Origin of the sequence: Mesorhizobium sp. M0016, assembly GCF_040324035.1 — a bacterium.
Taxonomy (GTDB): Bacteria; Pseudomonadota; Alphaproteobacteria; order Rhizobiales; family Rhizobiaceae; genus Mesorhizobium.
Window position 1 is genome coordinate 248,946 of the sequence record NZ_JAMYVM010000002.1, and the last position, 18,795, is coordinate 267,740.

The 18,795-nt window shown below is 63.8% G+C and carries 21 protein-coding genes; 12 read left to right on the forward strand and 9 right to left on the reverse strand.

Going from position 1 to position 18,795, the window contains the following annotated elements; all coding sequences use genetic code 11:
* Positions 1-93: 93 nt before the first annotated feature.
* The 4 genes from accD to NKJ88_RS03995 all read right to left on the reverse strand — a co-directional run bounded on the left by accD (position 94) and on the right by NKJ88_RS03995 (position 3,911).
* Complete coding sequence (gene accD, locus NKJ88_RS03980) at positions 94-1,020, reverse strand: acetyl-CoA carboxylase, carboxyltransferase subunit beta (protein ID WP_352443596.1); 927 nt, start codon at positions 1,018-1,020, stop codon at positions 94-96.
* A gap of 48 nt (positions 1,021-1,068) precedes the next feature.
* Positions 1,069-1,908, reverse strand: a complete 840-nt coding sequence (trpA, locus tag NKJ88_RS03985) for a tryptophan synthase subunit alpha (protein WP_352443597.1) — start codon at positions 1,906-1,908, stop codon at positions 1,069-1,071.
* A 2-nt stretch (positions 1,909-1,910) separates the two neighbouring features.
* Complete coding sequence (gene trpB / locus NKJ88_RS03990; protein ID WP_023681393.1) at positions 1,911-3,161, reverse strand: tryptophan synthase subunit beta; 1,251 nt, start codon at positions 3,159-3,161, stop codon at positions 1,911-1,913.
* Between the two features lie 90 nt (positions 3,162-3,251).
* Positions 3,252-3,911, reverse strand: coding sequence for a phosphoribosylanthranilate isomerase (locus NKJ88_RS03995; protein ID WP_023681392.1), 660 nt, complete (start codon positions 3,909-3,911; stop codon positions 3,252-3,254).
* Positions 3,912-4,020: 109 nt separating this feature from the next.
* Here NKJ88_RS03995 and NKJ88_RS04000 point away from each other — a divergent pair, with 109 nt between their 5' ends.
* Positions 4,021-4,239: a hypothetical protein gene (locus NKJ88_RS04000; RefSeq protein ID WP_023672288.1), complete on the forward strand. Its 219-nt coding sequence runs from the start codon at positions 4,021-4,023 to the stop codon at positions 4,237-4,239.
* A gap of 18 nt (positions 4,240-4,257) precedes the next feature.
* Here NKJ88_RS04000 and NKJ88_RS04005 read toward each other — a convergent pair whose 3' ends face one another.
* The 4 genes from NKJ88_RS04005 to NKJ88_RS04020 all read right to left on the reverse strand — a co-directional run bounded on the left by NKJ88_RS04005 (position 4,258) and on the right by NKJ88_RS04020 (position 7,737).
* Positions 4,258-5,016 carry a M48 family metallopeptidase gene (locus tag NKJ88_RS04005; protein WP_023702070.1) on the reverse strand — a complete coding sequence of 253 codons (759 nt, stop codon included), beginning with the start codon at positions 5,014-5,016 and terminating at the stop codon, positions 4,258-4,260.
* 198 nt (positions 5,017-5,214) lie between these two features.
* Positions 5,215-5,700, reverse strand: a complete 486-nt coding sequence (locus NKJ88_RS04010; protein WP_023672286.1) for a DUF2852 domain-containing protein — start codon at positions 5,698-5,700, stop codon at positions 5,215-5,217.
* Between the two features lie 117 nt (positions 5,701-5,817).
* Positions 5,818-6,960: a benzoate/H(+) symporter BenE family transporter gene (locus tag NKJ88_RS04015; RefSeq protein WP_023672285.1), complete on the reverse strand. Its 1,143-nt coding sequence runs from the start codon at positions 6,958-6,960 to the stop codon at positions 5,818-5,820.
* Positions 6,961-6,966: 6 nt separating this feature from the next.
* A complete protein-coding gene (locus tag NKJ88_RS04020) occupies positions 6,967-7,737 on the reverse strand; it encodes an alpha/beta hydrolase (protein WP_352443598.1) in 771 nt (256 codons plus the stop codon).
* 246 nt (positions 7,738-7,983) lie between these two features.
* Here NKJ88_RS04020 and infC point away from each other — a divergent pair, with 246 nt between their 5' ends.
* The 8 genes from infC (at position 7,984) to NKJ88_RS04060 (ending at position 15,139) form a co-directional block, all read left to right on the forward strand.
* The gene (gene infC / locus NKJ88_RS04025; protein ID WP_023744911.1) at positions 7,984-8,520 is read left to right on the forward strand and encodes a translation initiation factor IF-3; all 537 of its coding nucleotides are present in this window, start codon (positions 7,984-7,986) and stop codon (positions 8,518-8,520) included.
* Between the two features lie 132 nt (positions 8,521-8,652).
* Positions 8,653-9,291 carry a methyltransferase family protein gene (locus tag NKJ88_RS04030; protein ID WP_023755491.1) on the forward strand — a complete coding sequence of 213 codons (639 nt, stop codon included), beginning with the start codon at positions 8,653-8,655 and terminating at the stop codon, positions 9,289-9,291.
* A gap of 348 nt (positions 9,292-9,639) precedes the next feature.
* Positions 9,640-9,843, forward strand: a complete 204-nt coding sequence (gene rpmI, locus NKJ88_RS04035) for a 50S ribosomal protein L35 (protein WP_006201248.1) — start codon at positions 9,640-9,642, stop codon at positions 9,841-9,843.
* Positions 9,844-9,882: 39 nt separating this feature from the next.
* Positions 9,883-10,284, forward strand: a complete 402-nt coding sequence (rplT, locus tag NKJ88_RS04040) for a 50S ribosomal protein L20 (protein ID WP_023672281.1) — start codon at positions 9,883-9,885, stop codon at positions 10,282-10,284.
* Positions 10,285-10,469: 185 nt separating this feature from the next.
* Complete coding sequence (gene pheS / locus NKJ88_RS04045) at positions 10,470-11,522, forward strand: phenylalanine--tRNA ligase subunit alpha (RefSeq protein ID WP_032885996.1); 1,053 nt, start codon at positions 10,470-10,472, stop codon at positions 11,520-11,522.
* Positions 11,519-11,965 (forward strand): GFA family protein, encoded by a 447-nt coding sequence (locus NKJ88_RS04050; protein ID WP_023696009.1) that lies wholly within the window; start codon positions 11,519-11,521, stop codon positions 11,963-11,965. The genes pheS and NKJ88_RS04050 overlap by 4 nt, the downstream gene beginning before the upstream one ends.
* Positions 11,966-11,967: 2 nt before the next feature.
* Entirely contained in the window at positions 11,968-14,376 is a 2,409-nt protein-coding gene (gene pheT / locus NKJ88_RS04055; RefSeq protein WP_023823994.1) for a phenylalanine--tRNA ligase subunit beta, read from the forward strand.
* A 160-nt stretch (positions 14,377-14,536) separates the two neighbouring features.
* On the forward strand, positions 14,537-15,139 hold the full coding sequence (locus tag NKJ88_RS04060) for a nucleotidyltransferase family protein (protein ID WP_023672277.1): 603 nt from the start codon (positions 14,537-14,539) through the stop codon (positions 15,137-15,139).
* Between the two features lie 272 nt (positions 15,140-15,411).
* Here the strand turns inward: NKJ88_RS04060 and NKJ88_RS04065 are convergent, their stop codons facing one another.
* The gene (locus NKJ88_RS04065; protein WP_023703777.1) at positions 15,412-16,407 is read right to left on the reverse strand and encodes an aldo/keto reductase; all 996 of its coding nucleotides are present in this window, start codon (positions 16,405-16,407) and stop codon (positions 15,412-15,414) included.
* Positions 16,408-16,503: 96 nt separating this feature from the next.
* Between NKJ88_RS04065 and NKJ88_RS04070 the strand changes: the two genes are divergently transcribed.
* From NKJ88_RS04070 to NKJ88_RS04080, 3 genes are all read left to right on the forward strand, one after another.
* A complete protein-coding gene (locus tag NKJ88_RS04070; protein ID WP_023752338.1) occupies positions 16,504-17,394 on the forward strand; it encodes a LysR family transcriptional regulator in 891 nt (296 codons plus the stop codon).
* Between the two features lie 148 nt (positions 17,395-17,542).
* Positions 17,543-18,121, forward strand: a complete 579-nt coding sequence (locus tag NKJ88_RS04075) for a cytochrome b (RefSeq protein ID WP_023687445.1) — start codon at positions 17,543-17,545, stop codon at positions 18,119-18,121.
* Positions 18,122-18,189: 68 nt separating this feature from the next.
* A complete protein-coding gene (locus NKJ88_RS04080; protein WP_023672273.1) occupies positions 18,190-18,765 on the forward strand; it encodes a YceI family protein in 576 nt (191 codons plus the stop codon).
* The last annotated feature ends 30 nt before the right edge of the window (positions 18,766-18,795 follow it).

An 18,795-nucleotide genomic window follows, 5' to 3' on the forward strand; every position in this document is an offset into this window, starting at 1 on the left:
GGGTCTGCGCGACGGAGCTGCGCTCCTGCTCCGCCCTAGGATGACGAAGGCGCGCGCCGTGCGCAATTGTGCATGGCGGCATATTGTGTCGCGTCAGGCCTGCGGGCGGGCTTCCGTGGGGATGACCGACGGCGGCAGGATTTCCGGCTCCAGCAGCTTTTGCTCCTGCGGCAGTTTGAGCAGGATTTTCAACAGCCGCGCGATCGTCTCGCGCAGTTCCAGCCGCGACACCACCATATCGACCATGCCGTGCTCCATAAGATATTCGGAGCGCTGGAAGCCGTCCGGCAGTTTTTCCCGGATGGTCTGCTCGATGACGCGCGGGCCGGCAAAGCCGATCAGCGCGCCGGGCTCGGCGATGTGGACATCGCCCAGCATGGCGTAGGAGGCGGTAACGCCGCCGGTGGTCGGGTTGGTCAAGACGACGATGTAGGGCAGGCCGGCTTCCTTCAGCCGGTCGACGCCGATCGTGGTGCGCGGCAACTGCATCAGGGACAGGATGCCTTCCTGCATGCGCGCGCCACCGGAGGCGGCAAACAGGATGAGCGGCCGCTTGCGCTGCAGGGCGACTTCGAAACCGTGCACGATGGCGTCGCCCGCGGCCATGCCCAGCGAGCCGCCCATGAAGGCGAAATCCTGCACCGTCACCACAACCGGCAGGCCTTCGACGGTGCCCAGCGCGTTGACGATGGCGTCTTCCAGGCCGGTCTTGGCCTTGGCGTCCTTCAGCCGGTCGGTATAGCGCTTCTCGTCGCGAAACTTGAGCGGGTCCTGCATGACCTTGGGGTTCTCAAGCTGCTCGTACTTGCCGTCGTCGAGGAAGAATTTCAGCCGCTCCTTGGCCGAAATCTTCATGTGATGGCCCGAGGACGGGATGACGAACTGGTTGGATTCCAGATCCTTGTGGAACACCATCTCGCCGGTCTCGGGATCCTTGATCCACAGATTCTCGGGCATGTCGGTGCGCCGGCCGAGCATCGAATTGATCCTCGGGCGAACGTAGTTGGTGATCCAGTTCATCGCTTCGGTTCCTGTCCTGACGAAGAGTCAGGTAAAAAGGTAGGAGAACTATTCGGCAGCAGCAAGGCGGGCCGAACGCACGCCTTGCGCCAGGCCGCTGACCAAAGTGGCAACGGCTTCGGCCGGGTCGGCAGTCTTTTCGCCCTTCGGCCCCAGCACATTGGCGACCGCATTGACGATCGCGGTACCAACGACGACGCCGTCGGCCGAAGCGCCGATGATGCGCGCCTGCTCGGCGGTCTTGACGCCGAAGCCGACGCAGACCGGCAGGTCGGTATGGCCCTTGATGCGCCTGACCGCCTCCGCAACCTTGCCGGTGTCGGCCAGGGCCGAGCCGGTGATGCCGGTCATCGAGACGTAATAGACAAAGCCCGACGTGTTCTGCAGCACCTTGGGCAGACGCTTGTCGTCGGTGGTCGGCGTCGCCAGGCGGATGAAGTTGATGCCGGCCTTCAGCGCCGGAATGCAGAGCTCCTCGTCCATCTCCGGCGGCAGGTCGACGACGATCAGCCCGTCAATGCCGCTGGCGATCGCGTCCTTGAGGAAGCGATCGACGCCGTAGATGTAGATCGGGTTGTAATAGCCCATCAGCACGATCGGTGTGTCATTGTCGCCGGCGCGGAAATCGGCCGCCGTCTTCAGCGTCTTGACCAGGGTCTGGCCACCTTTCAGCGCCCGCAGGCCAGCGGCCTGGATCGCCGGTCCATCGGCCATCGGATCGGAAAACGGCATGCCCATTTCAATGATGTCGGCGCCGGCCTTGGGCAGCGCCTTCATGATCGACAAAGCGGTGTCATAGTCGGGGTCGCCGCTCATGAAATAGGTGACGAGCGCCGGGCGGCCCTCGGCTTTCAGTTTTGCCATGCGGCGGTCGATGCGGGTCACCATGATCAGATCTCCATGCCCAGCATCGAGGCCACTGTGTGCACATCCTTGTCGCCGCGTCCCGACAGGTTGACGATGACGATCTGGTCCTTGTCCATATCAGGCACGATCTTCACCGCATGCGCGATGGCGTGGGCGGATTCCAGCGCCGGGATGATGCCTTCGACGCGCGTCGTCAGCTTGAAGGCTTCCAGCGCCTCGTCGTCGAGGATCGGCACATATTCGACGCGGCCGGAATCGCGCAGCCAGGAATGTTCGGGGCCGACGCCGGGATAGTCGAGGCCGGCTGAGATCGAATGGCCGTCGAGGATCTGGCCGTCGGCGTTCTGCAAGAGATAGGTGCGGTTGCCGTGCAGCACGCCGGGCGCGCCGGCATTCATCGAGGCGCAATGCTCGATGCCGTCAAGGCCGCGGCCGCCGGCTTCGATGCCGATGATGCGGACTTCTTTGTCATCCAGGAACGGATGGAACAGGCCGATGGCGTTCGAGCCGCCGCCGACAGCCGCGATGATGGTGTCGGGTAGCCGGCCTTCCTGTTCGAGGATCTGGGCGCGCGCCTCGATGCCGATCACCGACTGGAAGTCGCGCACCAGCTCCGGATAGGGATGCGGGCCGGCGGCAGTGCCGATCAGGTAATAAGTGTCCTCGACATTGGTGACCCAGTCGCGCAACGCTTCGTTCATGGCGTCCTTCAGCGTGCCGTGACCGGCGGTCACCGGCCGCACTTCGGCGCCGAGCAGCTTCATGCGGAAGACGTTGGGGCTTTGGCGGGCGACATCGGTGGCGCCCATATAAACGACGCAGGGAAAGCCGAAGCGCGCCGCGACCGTGGCCGCGGCAACGCCGTGCTGACCAGCGCCCGTCTCGGCGATGATGCGCTTCTTGCCCATGCGCTTGGCGAGCAGGATCTGGCCGAGGCAGTTGTTGATCTTGTGCGAACCGGTGTGGTTCAAATCCTCGCGCTTGAAGTAGACTTTGGCGCCGCCCCCGAGGCCCTTCGCCGAGGAAACCTCACGAAGGTGTTTTGTGAGCCCTTCGGCGAAATACAGCTTTGATGGCCGACCGGCATAATGGGTCGACAGGTCGGTCAGTTCGGCCTTGAAGTCCGGATCGTTCTTGACCTCGTTCCAGTGCCGTTCGAGGTCGAGGATCAGCGGCATCAGCGTCTCGGCCACGAAGCGGCCCCCGAAGATGCCGAACATGCCCTGTTCGTCGGGTCCCGTGCGGAAGGAATTGGGTGTCGCCGGCTTGTTCATCGCCGATCTCCTGGTCTTGGTTCTGAGCATGTCTTATCGGAAAACCGGTTCCCACTTCTCCGGAACATGCTCGGGTTCGAAAGAAGTGCCTCAGGCAGCGCGGTCGTCGCGCGCGGCCCTGACGGCCCGGAAGAACTGCTCGATCAGCGCCGGATCCTTGACGCCCGGGCCGCTTTCCACCCCCGACGAAATGTCTATCGCGGGCGGATTGGCTGATATCAGGGCGTCGCCGATATTGGCGGCGTTGAGCCCACCGGAAAGCATGTAATCGAGCCCGGCGTCAAGGCCGGCCAGGATGCGCCAGTCAAAGGCGACGCCATTGCCGCCCGGAAGTTGCGAGCCCTTTGGTGGCTTGGCATCGAACATGAAGCGATCGGCAACGCCGATGAACGGCTTTAGCCGCTCGAGATCGGCTACCTCACTGACGGAGAACACCTTCATGACAGGCAGGCCGTAGCGAGCTTTCACCTCGGCCACCCGCTCGGGCGTCTCCGTGCCGTGCAACTGCAGCATGTCGGGGCGCATCTTTGCGACGATCTCATCCAGGAACGCGTCATCGGCATCGACCGTCACGGCGACCGCCCTGGCCTTGCCGATTGCCGCCTCGCGCAGGCGGCCGGCTGCCGCAGGCTCGACATAGCGCGGGCTTTTAGCAAAGAAGATGAAGCCGACATGGCTGGCGCCGCCGGCCAGGGCCGCGGCCATTGCCTCATCGGTCTTCAATCCACAGATCTTGATATCGAGCGCCATGGCGCGGGGCTTGGCACGAAACCGGCCAAGAGTCGAGAAAAAGCATGCTGTTTGCCGGCAACGCCAAAGGCGCTACCTATTGATGGGAGAAGGAAGGCGGAGCAGACGAATGGCCGACCAGAGCATAGCCGAACTCAGGCAGAAGATCGCGCAAGCGCGCGACGTCATCGCCCATCTGATGCAAAAGGCCGCCTTCGACGGGGCGGAAGCGCACCGGGTCCTGGATTATTTCGGCAGCGATGCGTTCGAGCAGAATTTCCTGCCATGGCCGCGCCATGGCGACGAAGGGCTGCGGCCTGAAGAGCTTAATGCGGCCAATGATGATTGAGCGCGGCGCTGGCGCAGGCTAATCGAACACAATCGCCTGCAATGCCCCACCATTCCGCTTCAGCCAGTCCTTGCAGCGGTCGGTGTCGGGGCAGAGCTGCTCGCACAGTTTCCAGAATTTCGGGCCGTGGTTCATCTCCTTGAGATGCGCCACCTCATGCGCGACCAAGTAGTTTATCACCGGCGTCGGCGCCATCATGATGCGCCATGAGAAGGACAAATTGCCGTCGGAAGTGCAGGAGCCCCAGCGGCTCGACGTGTCCTTGAAGCGGATCGCCTTGGCGCGCTTGCCGATGGCCTCGGTATGCTTGACCACCAGCTTCTCGATGTCCTTCTTGGCCTCACGCTTGAGGAAATCGGCGATGCGGCGCGGCAAATGTATCCGCTCGCCATGGACGATCAGCAGCGGACCGCGCTCGTCGCGCGACACGGTGACGGTGCCGCGTTTCGACGGTTCGTGGACGATGCGATGCGCGACGCCGCGTATCGGGATCTTGATGCCGGGGCGCACTTGCGGCCGTGTCGGCACCTTGGCCAGACGCTGCTCCAGCCAGTCCTGGTGGCGGTGAAGGAATTTCTCCACCTCGCCGCGGCGCAAGCCCGGCGGCACGGTGATGCGCAGCCCCTGGCCGCCCGAATCGATGCGCAGCGTCAGCCGCCGTGCGCGGGCGCTCTCGACGATCCTGAGCGGCAGTGTGCGGCCGGCAACGACGTGCTCTCGCTCTTCGACAGGCGAGGGTTTTGGTTTGGTCAGGTTGCGGAAAAAGCCGAAGGACATGGCTGAACGATACGCGATTCGAGGAAAACGACCAGAACAAAAAAGAAACGGCGCCGCTCGCGCGACGCCGTCCATCATGCCAAGGCCTGTCTTAGAGCGCCGCGCGTCTCTGACGCGCAAAGGACGCTGTAGCACTCTAATTCGGCGCATGAACCTTTCCGAAAATCGGTTTCGATTTTCGGGGTCATGCGCGCAGCCTCAGTCGTCAAGCAGGTTCGGGCCCTTGCGCTTGGGCGTCGCGGGCTTGGCCGTTTCGGCCGAGCCTGTCTTTGCAGGCGCTGTCGACTTGTTGCGGTTGGCCATGAAGCGGTCGAACTCGTCCTGGTCCTTGGCGCGGCGCAATTCGCGGGCGTACTCATCGAACTCGCTCAGCATCTCATCGAGCTTGCGACGCTCTTCGGCGAGGCGTTCGAGTTCCTTCTCGCGCCAGTCGTCGAAAGCGACATTGCCGGTGCGGGCCGAACCGTGGCCCCAGCGCGCGGCCTTGTCGGAACCGCGACGGCAGCCGGCGAAGATGCCGTCGGTGGCCCGGTTGACGTCGCGCTTGAAGCCGTCAAGCCGGTCGCCCCAGATGATGTAGGCGAGCATGGCGAAGCCAAGCGGCCAGAACACCATGAAGCCGATCACCATCAGCGCGATGGTCGCCGGCGTCCAGGCCGGGCGGATCAATGCGGATGTGTTCATTTTCTCCCATTCCTTCGGTTGGAGACAGCCAAGAGCGGCTGCGTGGATTCGAAATGGGATGAGAAAAACGGCGATTCAAGACAACGTCCGCCAAAACCGGACAAGGTCCTGAATTGATTATCGCTTTTTGACCGCTTCGAGGAAAAGCACGACCAGGCCGGCGACCAAGCCCCAGAAGGCGGCGCCAACGCCGAACAAAGTCAGCCCCGACGCGGTGACAACGAAGGTGACAGTAGCCGCCATGCGCTGGTCCTCGTCCTTGAGCGCGATCGCCAGCGCGTTGGCCAGCGACCCCATCAACGCCAGGCCGGCCACCAGCACGATCAGGCTTTGCGGCAGCACTGCGAAGATCGCCACCAGCGAGGCGCCGAAAACCGCGAAGATCAGATAGGCAAGTGCATAGAAGGGTCCGGTCTTCCAGCGCTCGGCCGGGTCGGGATGGACGTCCGGCCCGGTGCAGATCGCCGCAGAGATCGCGGCCAGATTGGTGGTCGAGCCGCCAAACGGCGCCGACAGCAGCGAGAACAGGCCGGTGACGCCGATCAGCGGGCCGGGTTCGGGGTGATAGCCGGCGGCGCGCAAGACGGCGAGACCCGACAGGTTCTGCGACGCCATGGTGACGAGGTAGAGCGGCAGCGCCAGGCCGATGACAGCTGCGGCGCTGAAATGCGGGGCAATCAGCGTCAGCGTCGACAGTTCCGGCGCCGGCAGTCCGCCGACGCGGCCTGTCAGGAAGGCGGCGATGCCGCCGCCGATCAGCACCGCCAGCACCGACAGCGCCGGGTTGAACAGGCGAATGACGAAGAAGGCCGCGATCAGCGGCAGGATCAACCAGGGGTCGACCGGAATGGTCTTGACGGCATTGAGCGCGAAGGTGACGACGATGCCGGCCAGCATGCCGGACGCGACCGACGTCGGTATCCTTGATATAAGCTGGGTCAGCGGCTTGAACAGGCCGGTGGCGATCAACATTAGGCCGGTGACGATGAAGGCGCCGACCGCATCGGCCATGGTAAAGCCGCTCGATGCCGCCATCAGCGCCAGGCCTGGTGTCGACCAGGCGGTGATGATGGGCATTTTCGTGCGCCAGGACAGCCACAGGCATTCGATCGCCATCGCCACGCACACTGCTGTCACCCAGCTCGCGGTCTCGGCCTGGGTGGCGCCAACCGCCTTGGCGGCGGCAATGACGACGGCGAGCGTGCCGCCGAAGCCGACGATTGCCGCGACAAAGGCGGATATCGGGATGGAAATGCGCATTCTTGCCTACCCCGCCCGCTGAACCATGTCGCCCACCGCCCTCAGCAGCATGTCGAGATCCTGCGGCCGCGACAGGCGGTGGTCGCCGTCGGGAATGAGCGACAAGGTGACGTCGTCGGCTGGCAGCAGCGAGACCAGCTTCAGCGCATGGCTTGCCGGCACGTCGGCGTCGGCCAGACCCTGCAGGATGTGGACGGGGCAATGGGTATCGATCGGCCCGGTCATGACCCGGTTCGCCCTGCCGTCCTCGATCAGCGCGCTTGTGTAGATGTAAGGCTCGGCGGAATAGTCCGAAGGTTCTTCGAAAAAGCCTTTCTCCCGGAGGTCGCGCCTCTGTTCCTCCGTCAGAGCCGGCTCGACCAGCTCGGCGGTGAAATCCGGCGCCGGCGCGAGCAGCACCAGGCCAACCACATTGCTGTCGCCCGCCTTGCGCATTTCCTGCACCATGCGCAGCGCGATCCAGGCGCCCATCGACGAGCCGACCAGGATTTGCTTGCCCTCGGTGAAACGCCGGAAGGCGGCGAGGCTCTCGCTAAGCCATTTCGAGATGGTGCCGTCGGCAAAGGCGCCGCCGGATTCGCCATGGCCGGAATAGTCGTGGCGCAGATATGCGCGGCCTTCCCTGGCCGCCCAATCCGACAACGTTTGCGCCTTCGTGCCCAGCATGTCGGATTTGTAGCCGCCGAGCCAGACGACGCCGGGCGTTGCGCCCGAGGAATGGCGAACCGCGATATCAATGCCGTCGACATCCAGTAGGGTTGGGGTGGTCGCGGTCATGGCTGTGGATCAATCCTGGTTCTGGGGGCCTGATTGTGGGAGCCTGATTTTACTCGCCGGTCTTTTGACACAGGCACAGGCGAGGCGGAAAGTGCTCGCGACATCCTTTGTTTGGTGCAGGCCTGCGATCAGGGTGATTTTCTGTCAGCGCTGTGCTATTGACTCCGCCCGCGCGCTCACCACATTGGCGCGTCCTGAACATTCTAGATTGAAACCCTGAACGAAACGGCCAAGGAGACCACGACCATTCGCAGACCTTTCAAAGCAGCGGCGCCCACCAAAGATGGCCCGCGCTCCAACCGTGATATCCGGGTTCCCCGGGTCCAGCTGATCGACGCCGATGGCCAGAACCGCGGCGATATTTCCATCAACGACGCATTGCTGCTCGCCGAAGAGGCAGGGCTCGATCTGGTCGAGATCTCGCCCAATGCGGTGCCGCCTGTCGTCAAAATTCTCGATCTCGGCAAATTGAAATACGCCAACCAGAAGAAGGCGGCCGAGGCGCGCAAGAACCAGAAGGTCATCGAGATCAAGGAGATCAAGATGCGCCCGAACATCGACAGCCATGACTACGAAACCAAGATGAAGGCCGTGCGGCGCTTTTTCGAGGAAGGCGACAAGGTCAAGCTGACGCTGCGCTTCCGCGGCCGCGAGATGGCGCATATGGAACTCGGCATGCAGCTCCTGAACAAGGTGCGCGAGGAGACGGCTACCATCGCCAAGGTCGAAGCCGAGCCGAAGCTGGAAGGCCGCCAGATGATGATGGTGCTGGCGCCGCGCTAGATCAGTTCGGGCGTTGCGCTCTAAATCCGCCTGAATCCTGTCTCATGGCGTCCCGGCGATCGGCGGGACGCCGATTCTCCTGTCCAGACGCCGCGATCGCCGGCAAAGCTTCTCGACGATCGGATTCCCGACATGGCCAATGAAATCAACCCTGCGCCCATCAAGGAGCTGGGCGGCTACCAGCACATGCGCCGCATGGTCCTTGCGGTGCTGGTGGTGGTGCTGTTTGCGGCACTGCTGTTCGGCCAGTCGACCTTCCCGCCCGATACCCCGGTGCATGAAACGATCGAGATGGTCGGCGTGCTGCTGATCTTCCTTGGCGTCGTAGGCCGCTTGTGGTCGACACTCTATATCGGCGGGCGCAAATCCTCCGAAGTGGTCACCGGCGGACCCTATTCGATCACCCGCAATCCGCTCTACGTGTTCTCGACCGTTGCCGCCGCCGGCGTCGGGGCGCAGATCGGCTCGTTCTCCGGCATCGTCCTGTTTGCGCTTTTGTGCGCCGGCGCCTTCCACATCGTCATCCTGCGCGAGGAACGGTATCTCAAGGAGGTTCTCGGCGCGCCCTACACAGCCTATCTGGCGCGGGTGCCGCGTTTCTTCCCCAAGCTGTCGCTCTACCAGGAAGGCGACACCGGCAGCTTCAAGCCGCGCCTCTTGCTGACCACCTTGCTCGACGGGCTGGTGTTTCTGGTGGCGTTGCCGGTGTTCGAGACCATCGATGGCGCCCAGCAATCGGGTATACTCCCGGTGCTGTTCAGGCTCCCCTAGGTAGGCTGATATTCAGGTGAGGCCGACCTGCAAACGGCCGATCCCTGCGCTTCCGGTGTTCACGTACTTAAGTACGCTCCGCTCCGGTTCTCGGCATCAGCCGTTTTCGGCTCGGCCTGACCTGAATCTCGACCCACCTATCGGAGCCCAGGCTTGCACCGTGAATTAAGACAGAGCGTCGCAGCCGCTCGGGTGTTGCGCGCCAGCCCGCTTTGAAGTATAGGACCGCCGTTCCAAGAAAACCGCCCGGCAGGGCATGCCGTGGCGGTTTCATTTGCTTTTCGGGCTTTTGGTCCGCCCGAAGCGAACAAGAAGCGCGATTGTGCGCCACCAATACGGAGTAGCAAAATGCCCAAGATGAAGACCAAATCGGCCGCCAAGAAGCGGTTCAAGATCACAGGTACGGGTAAAGTCCTGTCGGCTGCGGCCGGCAAGCGTCACGGCATGATCAAGCGTTCCAACAAGTTCATTCGAAATGCCCGCGGCACGATGGTTCTGGCTGAACCGGATGGCAAGAAGGTCATCAAGAATTTTCTGCCGAACGGCCTCTGAGCATTCGGTTTCAGGAACAGCGTTTAAGGAGATCATGACATGGCACGCGTAAAAAGAGGCGTCACCTCGCACGCCAAGCACAAGAAGGTCCTGAAAGCCGCGAAAGGCTTCTACGGCCGCCGCAAGAACACCATTCGCATCGCCAAGCAGGCGGTCGAAAAGTCGATGCAGTATGCGTATCGCGACCGCAAGAACCGCAAGCGCTCGTTCCGCGCGCTGTGGATCCAGCGCATCAACGCCGCGACGCACGAGCATGGCCTGACCTATGGCCGCTTCATCGACGGCCTCAACAAGTCCGGTATCGAGATCGATCGCAAGATCCTGTCCGACATGGCCATCCATGAACCGCAGGCGTTCGCCGCACTCGTGGCCAAGGCCAAGGTCGCGCTCGAATATCTGAAGAACACCACCCCGAATGCTTTTGAAAGCGCTGTCGCCTAAGACCAGCGCTTCCCAGCATTCGCAATTCTGATTGGGGAACCCGCGCTGGCACGGCTGGCGCGGGTTTTTCTTATGGCTGAACTTTCAACTTGAAAGTGACTTTCACCTCAAAGTTGACTCCCAACACAGCGAGTTTGACCGTGAACGACATAGCTACCGGCTTGGATACTCTCGAAAACTCCCTGATGGCCGACGTCGCGTCGGCCGCCGATGAGGCTGCTATCGAAGCCGTGCGCGTCGCGGCTCTCGGCAAAAAGGGGTCGATCTCGGAATTGCTGAAGACACTGGGCGCGATGAGCGCCGAGGAGCGCCAGGTCAAGGGCCCCGCGATCAACGGCCTGAAGAACCGCGTCACCGAAGCGCTGACGACACGCAAGGTCGAGCTGAAGGATGTGGCGGTCACGGCGCGCCTTGCCGCCGAGACGGTCGACGTGACGCTGCCGGTGCGGCAATCGCCGGCCGAGCGCGGCCGCATCCATCCGATCAGCCAGGTCATCGACGAGATCGCGGCGATCTTCGGCGATCTCGGCTTTGCCATCGCAGAAGGTCCCGATGTCGAGAGCGACTATTACAATTTCACCGCGCTGAATTTCCCCGAAGGGCATCCGGCGCGCGAGATGCACGATACCTTCTTTTTCCAGCCGGACGAAAAGGGCGAGCGCAAGCTGTTGCGCACGCACACCTCGCCGGTACAGATCCGCACCATGGAGAAGCAGAAGCCGCCGATCCGCATCGTCATTCCCGGCAAGACCTACCGGCAGGATTCCGACGCTACCCACTCGCCGATGTTCCATCAGGTCGAGGGGCTGGTGATCGACAAATCGGCCAATGTCGCCAACATGAAGTGGGTGCTGGAAGAATTCTGCAAGGCTTTCTTCGAGGTGCCGCAGGTCAAGATGCGCTTCCGGCCGTCCTTTTTCCCGTTCACCGAGCCCAGCCTCGAGGTCGACATCCAGTGCGACCGCTCGCGGCCCGGCGAAGTGCGATTCGGCGAAGGCTCCGACTGGATGGAGATCCTCGGCTGCGGCATGGTCCACCCCAATGTGCTGCGCGCCGGCGGGCTCGATCCCGACGAATATCAGGGCTTTGCCTGGGGCATGGGCATCGACCGCATCGCCATGCTGAAATACGGCATGCCGGACCTGCGCGCCTTCTTCGACGCCGATGTGCGCTGGCTGTCGCATTACGGTTTCAGGCCGCTCGACATGCCGACGCTGTTCGGAGGTCTTTCCGCATGACGGCGCCGCACACGGGTGGCTGCCGCTGCGGCGCGGTACGGTTCGAGGCATCAGTCGAACCGCACCATATCAGCTATTGCCATTGCGGCGATTGCCGGCGCGCCAGCGGCGCGCCGGTGTCGGCCTTTGTCGGCTTCCTGACCGAGCAGGTGGCTTTCACCGGCAAGGCGCTGAAGATGTACGAGAACGGGCCGGTGACGCGCTCGTTCTGCGGCATTTGCGGCTCGCCTATCGCCTATGTCGACGAGCGGCTGGAAGACCACATCTATTTCATGCTGGGCGCCATGGACATGCCGGCCTATTTCCGGCCGACGCACCATGCCTATGTGCGCGAGCAGCTGCCCTTCGTGCATATGCCCGACGACTTGCCGCGCCATTTGAAGACAAGCGTACCCAGACCCGATGGACAAGGTCCGGGCGGGTACAGACAAAACGGAACATAGTGATGAAACTCACCCTTTCCTGGCTCAAGGATCATCTCGACACCGACGCCACGCTCGACGAGATCGTCGAGAGGCTGACCTCGATCGGCCTCGAAGTCGAGCATGTCGACGACAAGGCCGGCCTGAAGCCGTTCGTCATCGCCAAGGTGCTGACGGCGGTGCAGCATCCCGACGCCGACCGGCTGCGGGTGCTGACCGTCGACACCGGCAATGGCGCAGCCCCTGTCCAGGTGGTGTGCGGTGCGCCGAATGCCCGCGCCGGCTTGATCGGCGCCTTCGCCGCGCCCGGCGCCTATGTGCCCGGTATCGACGTGACGCTGACCGTCGGCAAGATCCGGGGCGTCGAGAGCCATGGCATGATGTGTTCCGAGCGCGAGCTGGAGCTGTCGGATGAGCACAATGGCATTATCGACCTGCCGGCCGATGCGCCTGTCGGCACCAGCTTCGCGGCTTACGCGCATCTCGACGATCCGGTGATCGAGATCAATCTGACGCCGAACCGGCCGGATGCGACCAGCATTTACGGCGTCGCCCGGGACCTGGCGGCAAGCGGGCTTGGCCGGCTCAAGACCGCGCCGGTCGAAGCGGTCCTTGGCAAAGGTGAAACGCCGGTCAAGGTGACCATCGAGGCGCCGGAGCTCTGCCCCGGTTTCGCGCTGCGCCTGGTGAAAGGCGTGAAGAACGGGCCGTCGCCGAAATGGCTGCAGCAAAGGCTGATCGCCATCGGCTTGCGCCCGATCAGCGCGCTGGTCGACATCACCAACTACGTCACCTTCGACCGTGGCCGGCCGCTGCATGTGTTCGATGCCAAGAAGGTCGCCGGCAATCTCGTCGTGCGCCGCGCACGCGACGGCGAGAAGGTGCTGGCGCTTGACGGGCGCGAATACACGCTGACGCCGCAGATCTGCGTGATCGCCGACGACAATGGCGTCGAATCGATCGCCGGTGTCATGGGCGGCGAGCATTCCGGCTGCGACGAGAACACCACGGACGTGCTGATCGAATCCGCTCTTTGGGATCCGATCACCACGGCCCGCACCGGCCGTACGCTCGGCATCATCACCGATGCCCGTTACCGTTTCGAGCGTGGCGTCGACCCGGAATTCATTGTGCCCGGCGTCGAGCTGGCGACAAAGCTGGTGCTGGAGTTCTGCGGCGGAGAGCCGACCGAGACGGAGGTGGTCGGCTATGCCGGCTACAAGCCGAAGATCGTTTCCTTCCCGATCTCGGAAGTGAAGCGGCTGACCGGCATCGAGGTGCCGAAGGCGGAAAGCCTCGACATCCTGACCCGCCTCGGCTTCAAGCCGTCAGGCTCGGGCGACGTCGTCGATGTCGCTGTGCCGTCCTGGCGTCCTGACGTCGACGGCAAGGCCGACCTGGTCGAGGAAGTGATGCGCATCCACGGCGTCGACAACATCGCGCCGCAGCCGCTCGGCGCGCATGACGCGGTCAACTCCAAGATACTGACGACGCTGCAGGTTCGCACCCGCACTGCCAAGCGCTCGCTCGCCGTGCGGGGCATGCTGGAGGTTCTCACCTGGTCGTTCATCCCGGCCAAACACGCCGAACTGTTCGGCGGCGGCCAGACGGCGCTGAAGCTCGCTAATCCGATTGCAGCCGACATGTCCGATATGCGGCCCTCGTTGTTGCCCGGCCTGATCGTCGCCGCGCAGCGCAATGCCGACAAGGGCATCGGCGATGTCGCGCTGTTCGAGGTCTCCGGTACCTATGAGGGCGACGGCCCCGACCAGCAGCGGCGCGTTGCCGCCGGTGTGCGCCGCGGCACCGCCAAGCTCGACGGTTCCGGCCGCAGTTGGGCCGGCAATTCCGGTCCGGTCGGCGTGTTCGACGCCAAAGCCGACGCGATTGCAGCGCTGGAAGCCTGCGGCGCGCCGGTCGACAGGCTGCAGATCGAGCCAGGCGGTCCGGCCTGGTATCATCCCGGCCGCTCCGGCACGATCAAGCTCGGCCCGAAGACAGTGCTCGGCACCTTCGGCGAGTTCCACCCGAAGACGCTGGAGGGGTTGGACGTTTCCGGACCGATCTGCGGTTTCGAGGTCTATATCGACGCCGTGCCCGAGCCGAAGGCCAAGCCGACGAAAACCAAGCCAAAGCTGGAGCTGTCCGCCTTCCAGGCGGTGAAGCGCGACTTTGCTTTCGTCGTCGACAAGACGGTGGAGGCCGGCGCGCTGGTGCGCGCGGCGCTCGCCGCCGACAAGAAGCTGGTCACCGGCGTTTCGGTGTTCGATGTGTTCGAGGGGGCATCTCTCGGGACCGCCAAGAAGTCGATTGCCATCGAAGTATCTATCCAGCCGGTTGAAAAGACGCTCACCGACGAGGATTTCGAGGCGCTGGCCAAGCGCATCGTCGACAATGTCGGCAAGCAAACGGGCGGCATGCTGAGAACGTAGAGCGGCTAACGCCGCCCTACGTATTTCGACTTCACGCAATTCTTAGGGAAAGCGCGTCTTAGGGAAAGCGCGGCGCGCTTTCCCAGTAAAACCGCTACACACTTTTCCTGGAATTGCTTCTGAGGATTGCCGGCAGTTGCGAATCGCTCTCCAAAGGGCGATGGACCATCTGCGCTATTCCGGTCTGCCGTTCGAAGCCCAGCGCGAAGCGTTTCTCGCCATGGTGTTGGCGGATGCGCTCGTCAGCGACGCGCTGGAGCGGGCCCGCACGCTGGCGTTGCCGGACTGGCTGGTGGTGTCCGGCGCGCTCTACAACAGCGTCTGGAACCACCTGACCGGCAAGGCGCCGGGCTACGGCATCAAGGATGTCGATCTCTTCTACTTCGATGACAGCGACCTGTCCTACGAGGCCGAGGACGCGGTCATCCGTCGAGCCGCGCAGCATTTCGAGGGGCTGGCTCTGCCGGCCGAGGTGCGCAACCAGGCACGGGTGCATCTGTGGTATCCGCAGAAATTCGGCCAGCCCTGCCCGCGCTATACGAGTTCCAGCGAGTCGGTGAGCTATTTTGCTTCGAAGACGCATGCGGTCGGGGTGCGATACGATGCCGATGGGCAGCTTGAGGTCGTGGCGCCGTTCGGGCTGGATGACCTCTTCGCGTTTCGCATCACGCCCAACCGGCTGATGGATAACAGGCGCACGCATGAGGCCAAGGGGGCGAGGGCGAAGGCGTGCTGGCCGGAGATTACGGTGGTGCCGTGGTGAGACTTACCCTCCCCGTTGTGGGGAGGGTCGGCTCGCTGTCGCAGCGAGGCGGAGACAGAGAGACGGGGTGGGGGTGCGCCTCACGAGGACCCCCCCCCCCCCCCCCCGCGGCGGCGGGCCCCCCCCACCCCACGGGGGGGGGGGGGGGGGGGCCGGGCCGCGGCCGCCGGCGCCCGCCCCGGGGGGGGGGGGGGGCCCCGCGCCTCACGAGGACCCCCACCCCGATCCGCTTCGCGGATCGACCCTCCCCACAAGGGGGAGGGTAAAGGCACTCACCCATTCACCAGCGCCAACAGCTCCTCCGTATAGCGCTTGCCAACCACCTTGTCCGGCGACAGCGCATCGCCGATCGCCGCGACCTCAGCCGCGCTCAGCTCGATCCCGACCGCCGCCGTGTTCTGCTCGAGATGGCGTATCTTTCTTGCGCCGGGGATCGGCACGATGAAGTCGCCCTGGTGCAGCACCCAGGCCAGCGCCAGCTGGGCCGAGGTGACGCCTTTTTCCACCGCCAGCTTTTCCAGCGTCGCAACGACCTTGGCATTAGCGGCCATGGCGTCGGCCTGGAAACGCGGCAAGGTCCGGCGCCAGTCGTCGTCGCTGAGGGCCTCGGGCTTGGCGATGGTGCCGGTGAGCAGGCCGCGACCGAGCGGGCTGTAGGGGACGAAGCCGATGCCGAGTTCGCGGCAGACATCGAACACTTCGTCTTCGGGGTCGCGGCTCCAGAGCGAATATTCACTCTGCACGGCAGCGATCGGATGCACGGCGTGCGCCCGGCGGATGGTGGTGGCACTGACCTCCGACAGGCCCAGCGCCCGCACCTTGCCGTCGCGCACCAGTTCCGCCATGGCGCCGACCGTGTCCTCTATCGGCACGCCGGGATCGACGCGGTGCTGGTAGTAGAGGTCGATGACATCGGTATCGAGCCGTTTCAGCGAGGCTTCCGCCACTGCCTTGACGTGCTCCGGGCGGCTATCGACGCCAACCATACGTTCGAGGCCTGAGCCTTCCTCGGAAATCTTGAAGCCGAATTTGGTGGCGATCGTCACCCTGTCGCGCACCGGCTTCAACGCCTTGCCGAGAAGGATCTCGTTCTCAAAGGGACCATAGACTTCGGCGGTGTCGAAAAACGTCACGCCGATCTCGACAGCGCGGCGCAGCGTGGCGATTGCGTCCGCCTCGGCCTGACCGCCATAGGCGAAGCTCATGCCCATGCAGCCGAGGCCGACGGGGAAGACTTCGAGTTCAGTACCAAGTTTGCGGGTTTTCATGGCGCGTCTCCTTGTTGCGATGAAAGAGAGATAGCGCTTGGCTTTACGTTCGATAATTGGCTGTCATTCGCACGGGCTGTTCTATAAAATAGAGCAATGAACCGAGCGCATCTTTCTCAACTCGCTGTACTGGCAACAGTCGCCCAATGCGGCAGTTTTCGTGGCGCGGCGCGCGAACTGGCCATAGCGCCCTCGGCAGTGAGCCATGCCGTGTCCAGCCTGGAGGCGCGGCTCGGCGTGCGGCTTTTGGCGCGCAGCACCCGCAGCGTAGCGCCAACGGAAGAGGGCGCGCAGTTGCTCGAACGGCTGCGGCCGGCGCTGTCCGAGATCGATCTGGCGCTGGAAACGGCGATCGAGGCGCGCGACCGGCCGGCCGGGAACCTGCGGCTGACCGTGCCGCGCACCGCGGCCCACCTGGCATTGACGCCCAGGCTCGGCGGCTTTGCCGCGGCCTATCCTGACATCGTGCTGGAAATCGTCATCGAGGATCGCTTCACCGACGTCGTCGAAGGCGGCTTCGATGCCGGCGTGCGGCTCGGTGAGAGCCTGCAGCGCGACATGATCGCGGTGCGCATCGGACCGGACCTTCGCGGCGCCGTGGTCGGCGCGCCATGCTATTTCGCGACCATGCCAAGACCCCGCCATCCGCGCGATCTTGCCGACCACCGCTGCATCCGCTTCCGTTTTTCCAGCGGCATTCTTTACCGCTGGGAATTCGAGAAGGATGGCGAAGAGATCGAGATCGCGGCGCAAGGGCCGCTGATCCTCGACGAAGACCATCTGATCGCCCAGGCGGCGGTCGACGGCGCTGGGCTCGCCTTCGTCTTCGACGATTATGTGCGCGCGCCGCTCGCCGACGGTCGCTTGATCCGCGTGCTGGAAGACTGGTGTCCGCCCTTCGACGGTTTCTTCGTCTACTACCCCAGCCGCCGCCAGATGCGCCCGGCGCTGCGGGCGTTTGTGGATTTCTTCAAGGTCGGTGCTTAGCCACCTCCCCCTTGTGGGAGGGTCGATCCGCGTAGCGGATCGGGGTGGGATCTTCGTAGGGCGCTACCCCCCACCCCGTCGCTTCGCGCCGACCCTCCCCACAAGGGGGAGGGTGGAAGAAAGCCCAGCTGCCATTCGTTCACCAACCATGCCGGCATTCATCACCAACAACTCAACCCGCTACGGCTGGGCGGCGATCGTCCTCCACTGGCTGATCGGCATCCTGTTCATCGGCCAGTTCATGCTCGGCTTCATCATGGTGCGGTTGACCAGCCAGCGCACCGCCTTCGAGCTGATCCAGCTGCACAAATCCTTCGGCTTCCTGCTGCTCGGCCTCCTCATCCTGCGCATTGCCTGGCGGCTCGGCAATGCGGCCCCGGCCTTGCCGGCCTCGGTCGGAGGGCTGGAGCGTCGGACGGCGCCGCTGGCGCATCTGGCACTTTATGGCTTCCAGCTCGCGGTGCCGCTGTCCGGCTGGGCACTGGTTTCGGTGTCGATGCTGGAGATCCCCAGCATGCCGTTCAACCTTTTCGTGATGCCGAACCTGCCGCTCGGCGTGTCCGATGCGGCGGAAAACTTCTGGGCGGTAGCACACTGGTATCTCGCCTATGCCGGCATTGCCTTGGTCGCGCTGCATGCGCTGGCGGCGCTGCGGCATCATTTCTGGCTGCGCGACAGCGTGCTCACGCGCATGATCACGCCTTCGTCAGATCAGGACATGGAATAGGGCGCGCCGCGCATTCGTTCATTGGGGTGAGGGCGCAACACTTCGCTTGCCCCAGAAGGACAAAACCCATGTATGCGCGCATCTTCGGATTGGCGGCTGTTGCCGCTTGCCTTGCCATGCCTGTCTCCGCCGCTGTGGACCTCGGCGACGCCGCCGGCAGCTACACGGTCAACCCGGCCAGCTCCAGCATTCGCTTCTCCATCGGCAAGGTCGGTGGCGGCGGCCTCGACGGCGCCTTTGGCCGCTTCAAGGGCTCTATCCGCATCGACAACAGCGATGTCGGCCGTTCCGCGGTCAACTTCACCATCTATCCCGAAAGCGTCGGCACCGGCCAGGGCCGCATCGACGCCTTCCTGCGCTCCGATGCGGTGTTCGACGTGGCCAACAGCCCCGAAATCCAGTTCCGCTCGACCAGCGTAACCCGAACCAGCGACACCACGGCGCTGGTCAGCGGCCGGCTGACGGCGCGCGGCAAGACGTTTGCGGAAAAGTTCACTGCCGAGCTCGGCGGGCTGAAGGGTGGCGTCATTAAATTCCACGTCACCGGCAAGGTGCTGCGCTCCCGCTACGGCATGGATGTCGGCACGCCGATCTATTCGAATATTGTCGATTTCGACATGACGCTGACGGGCAAGCGAGGCTAGCAGGACCAGCGATCCGCATTGGCTTTTCCC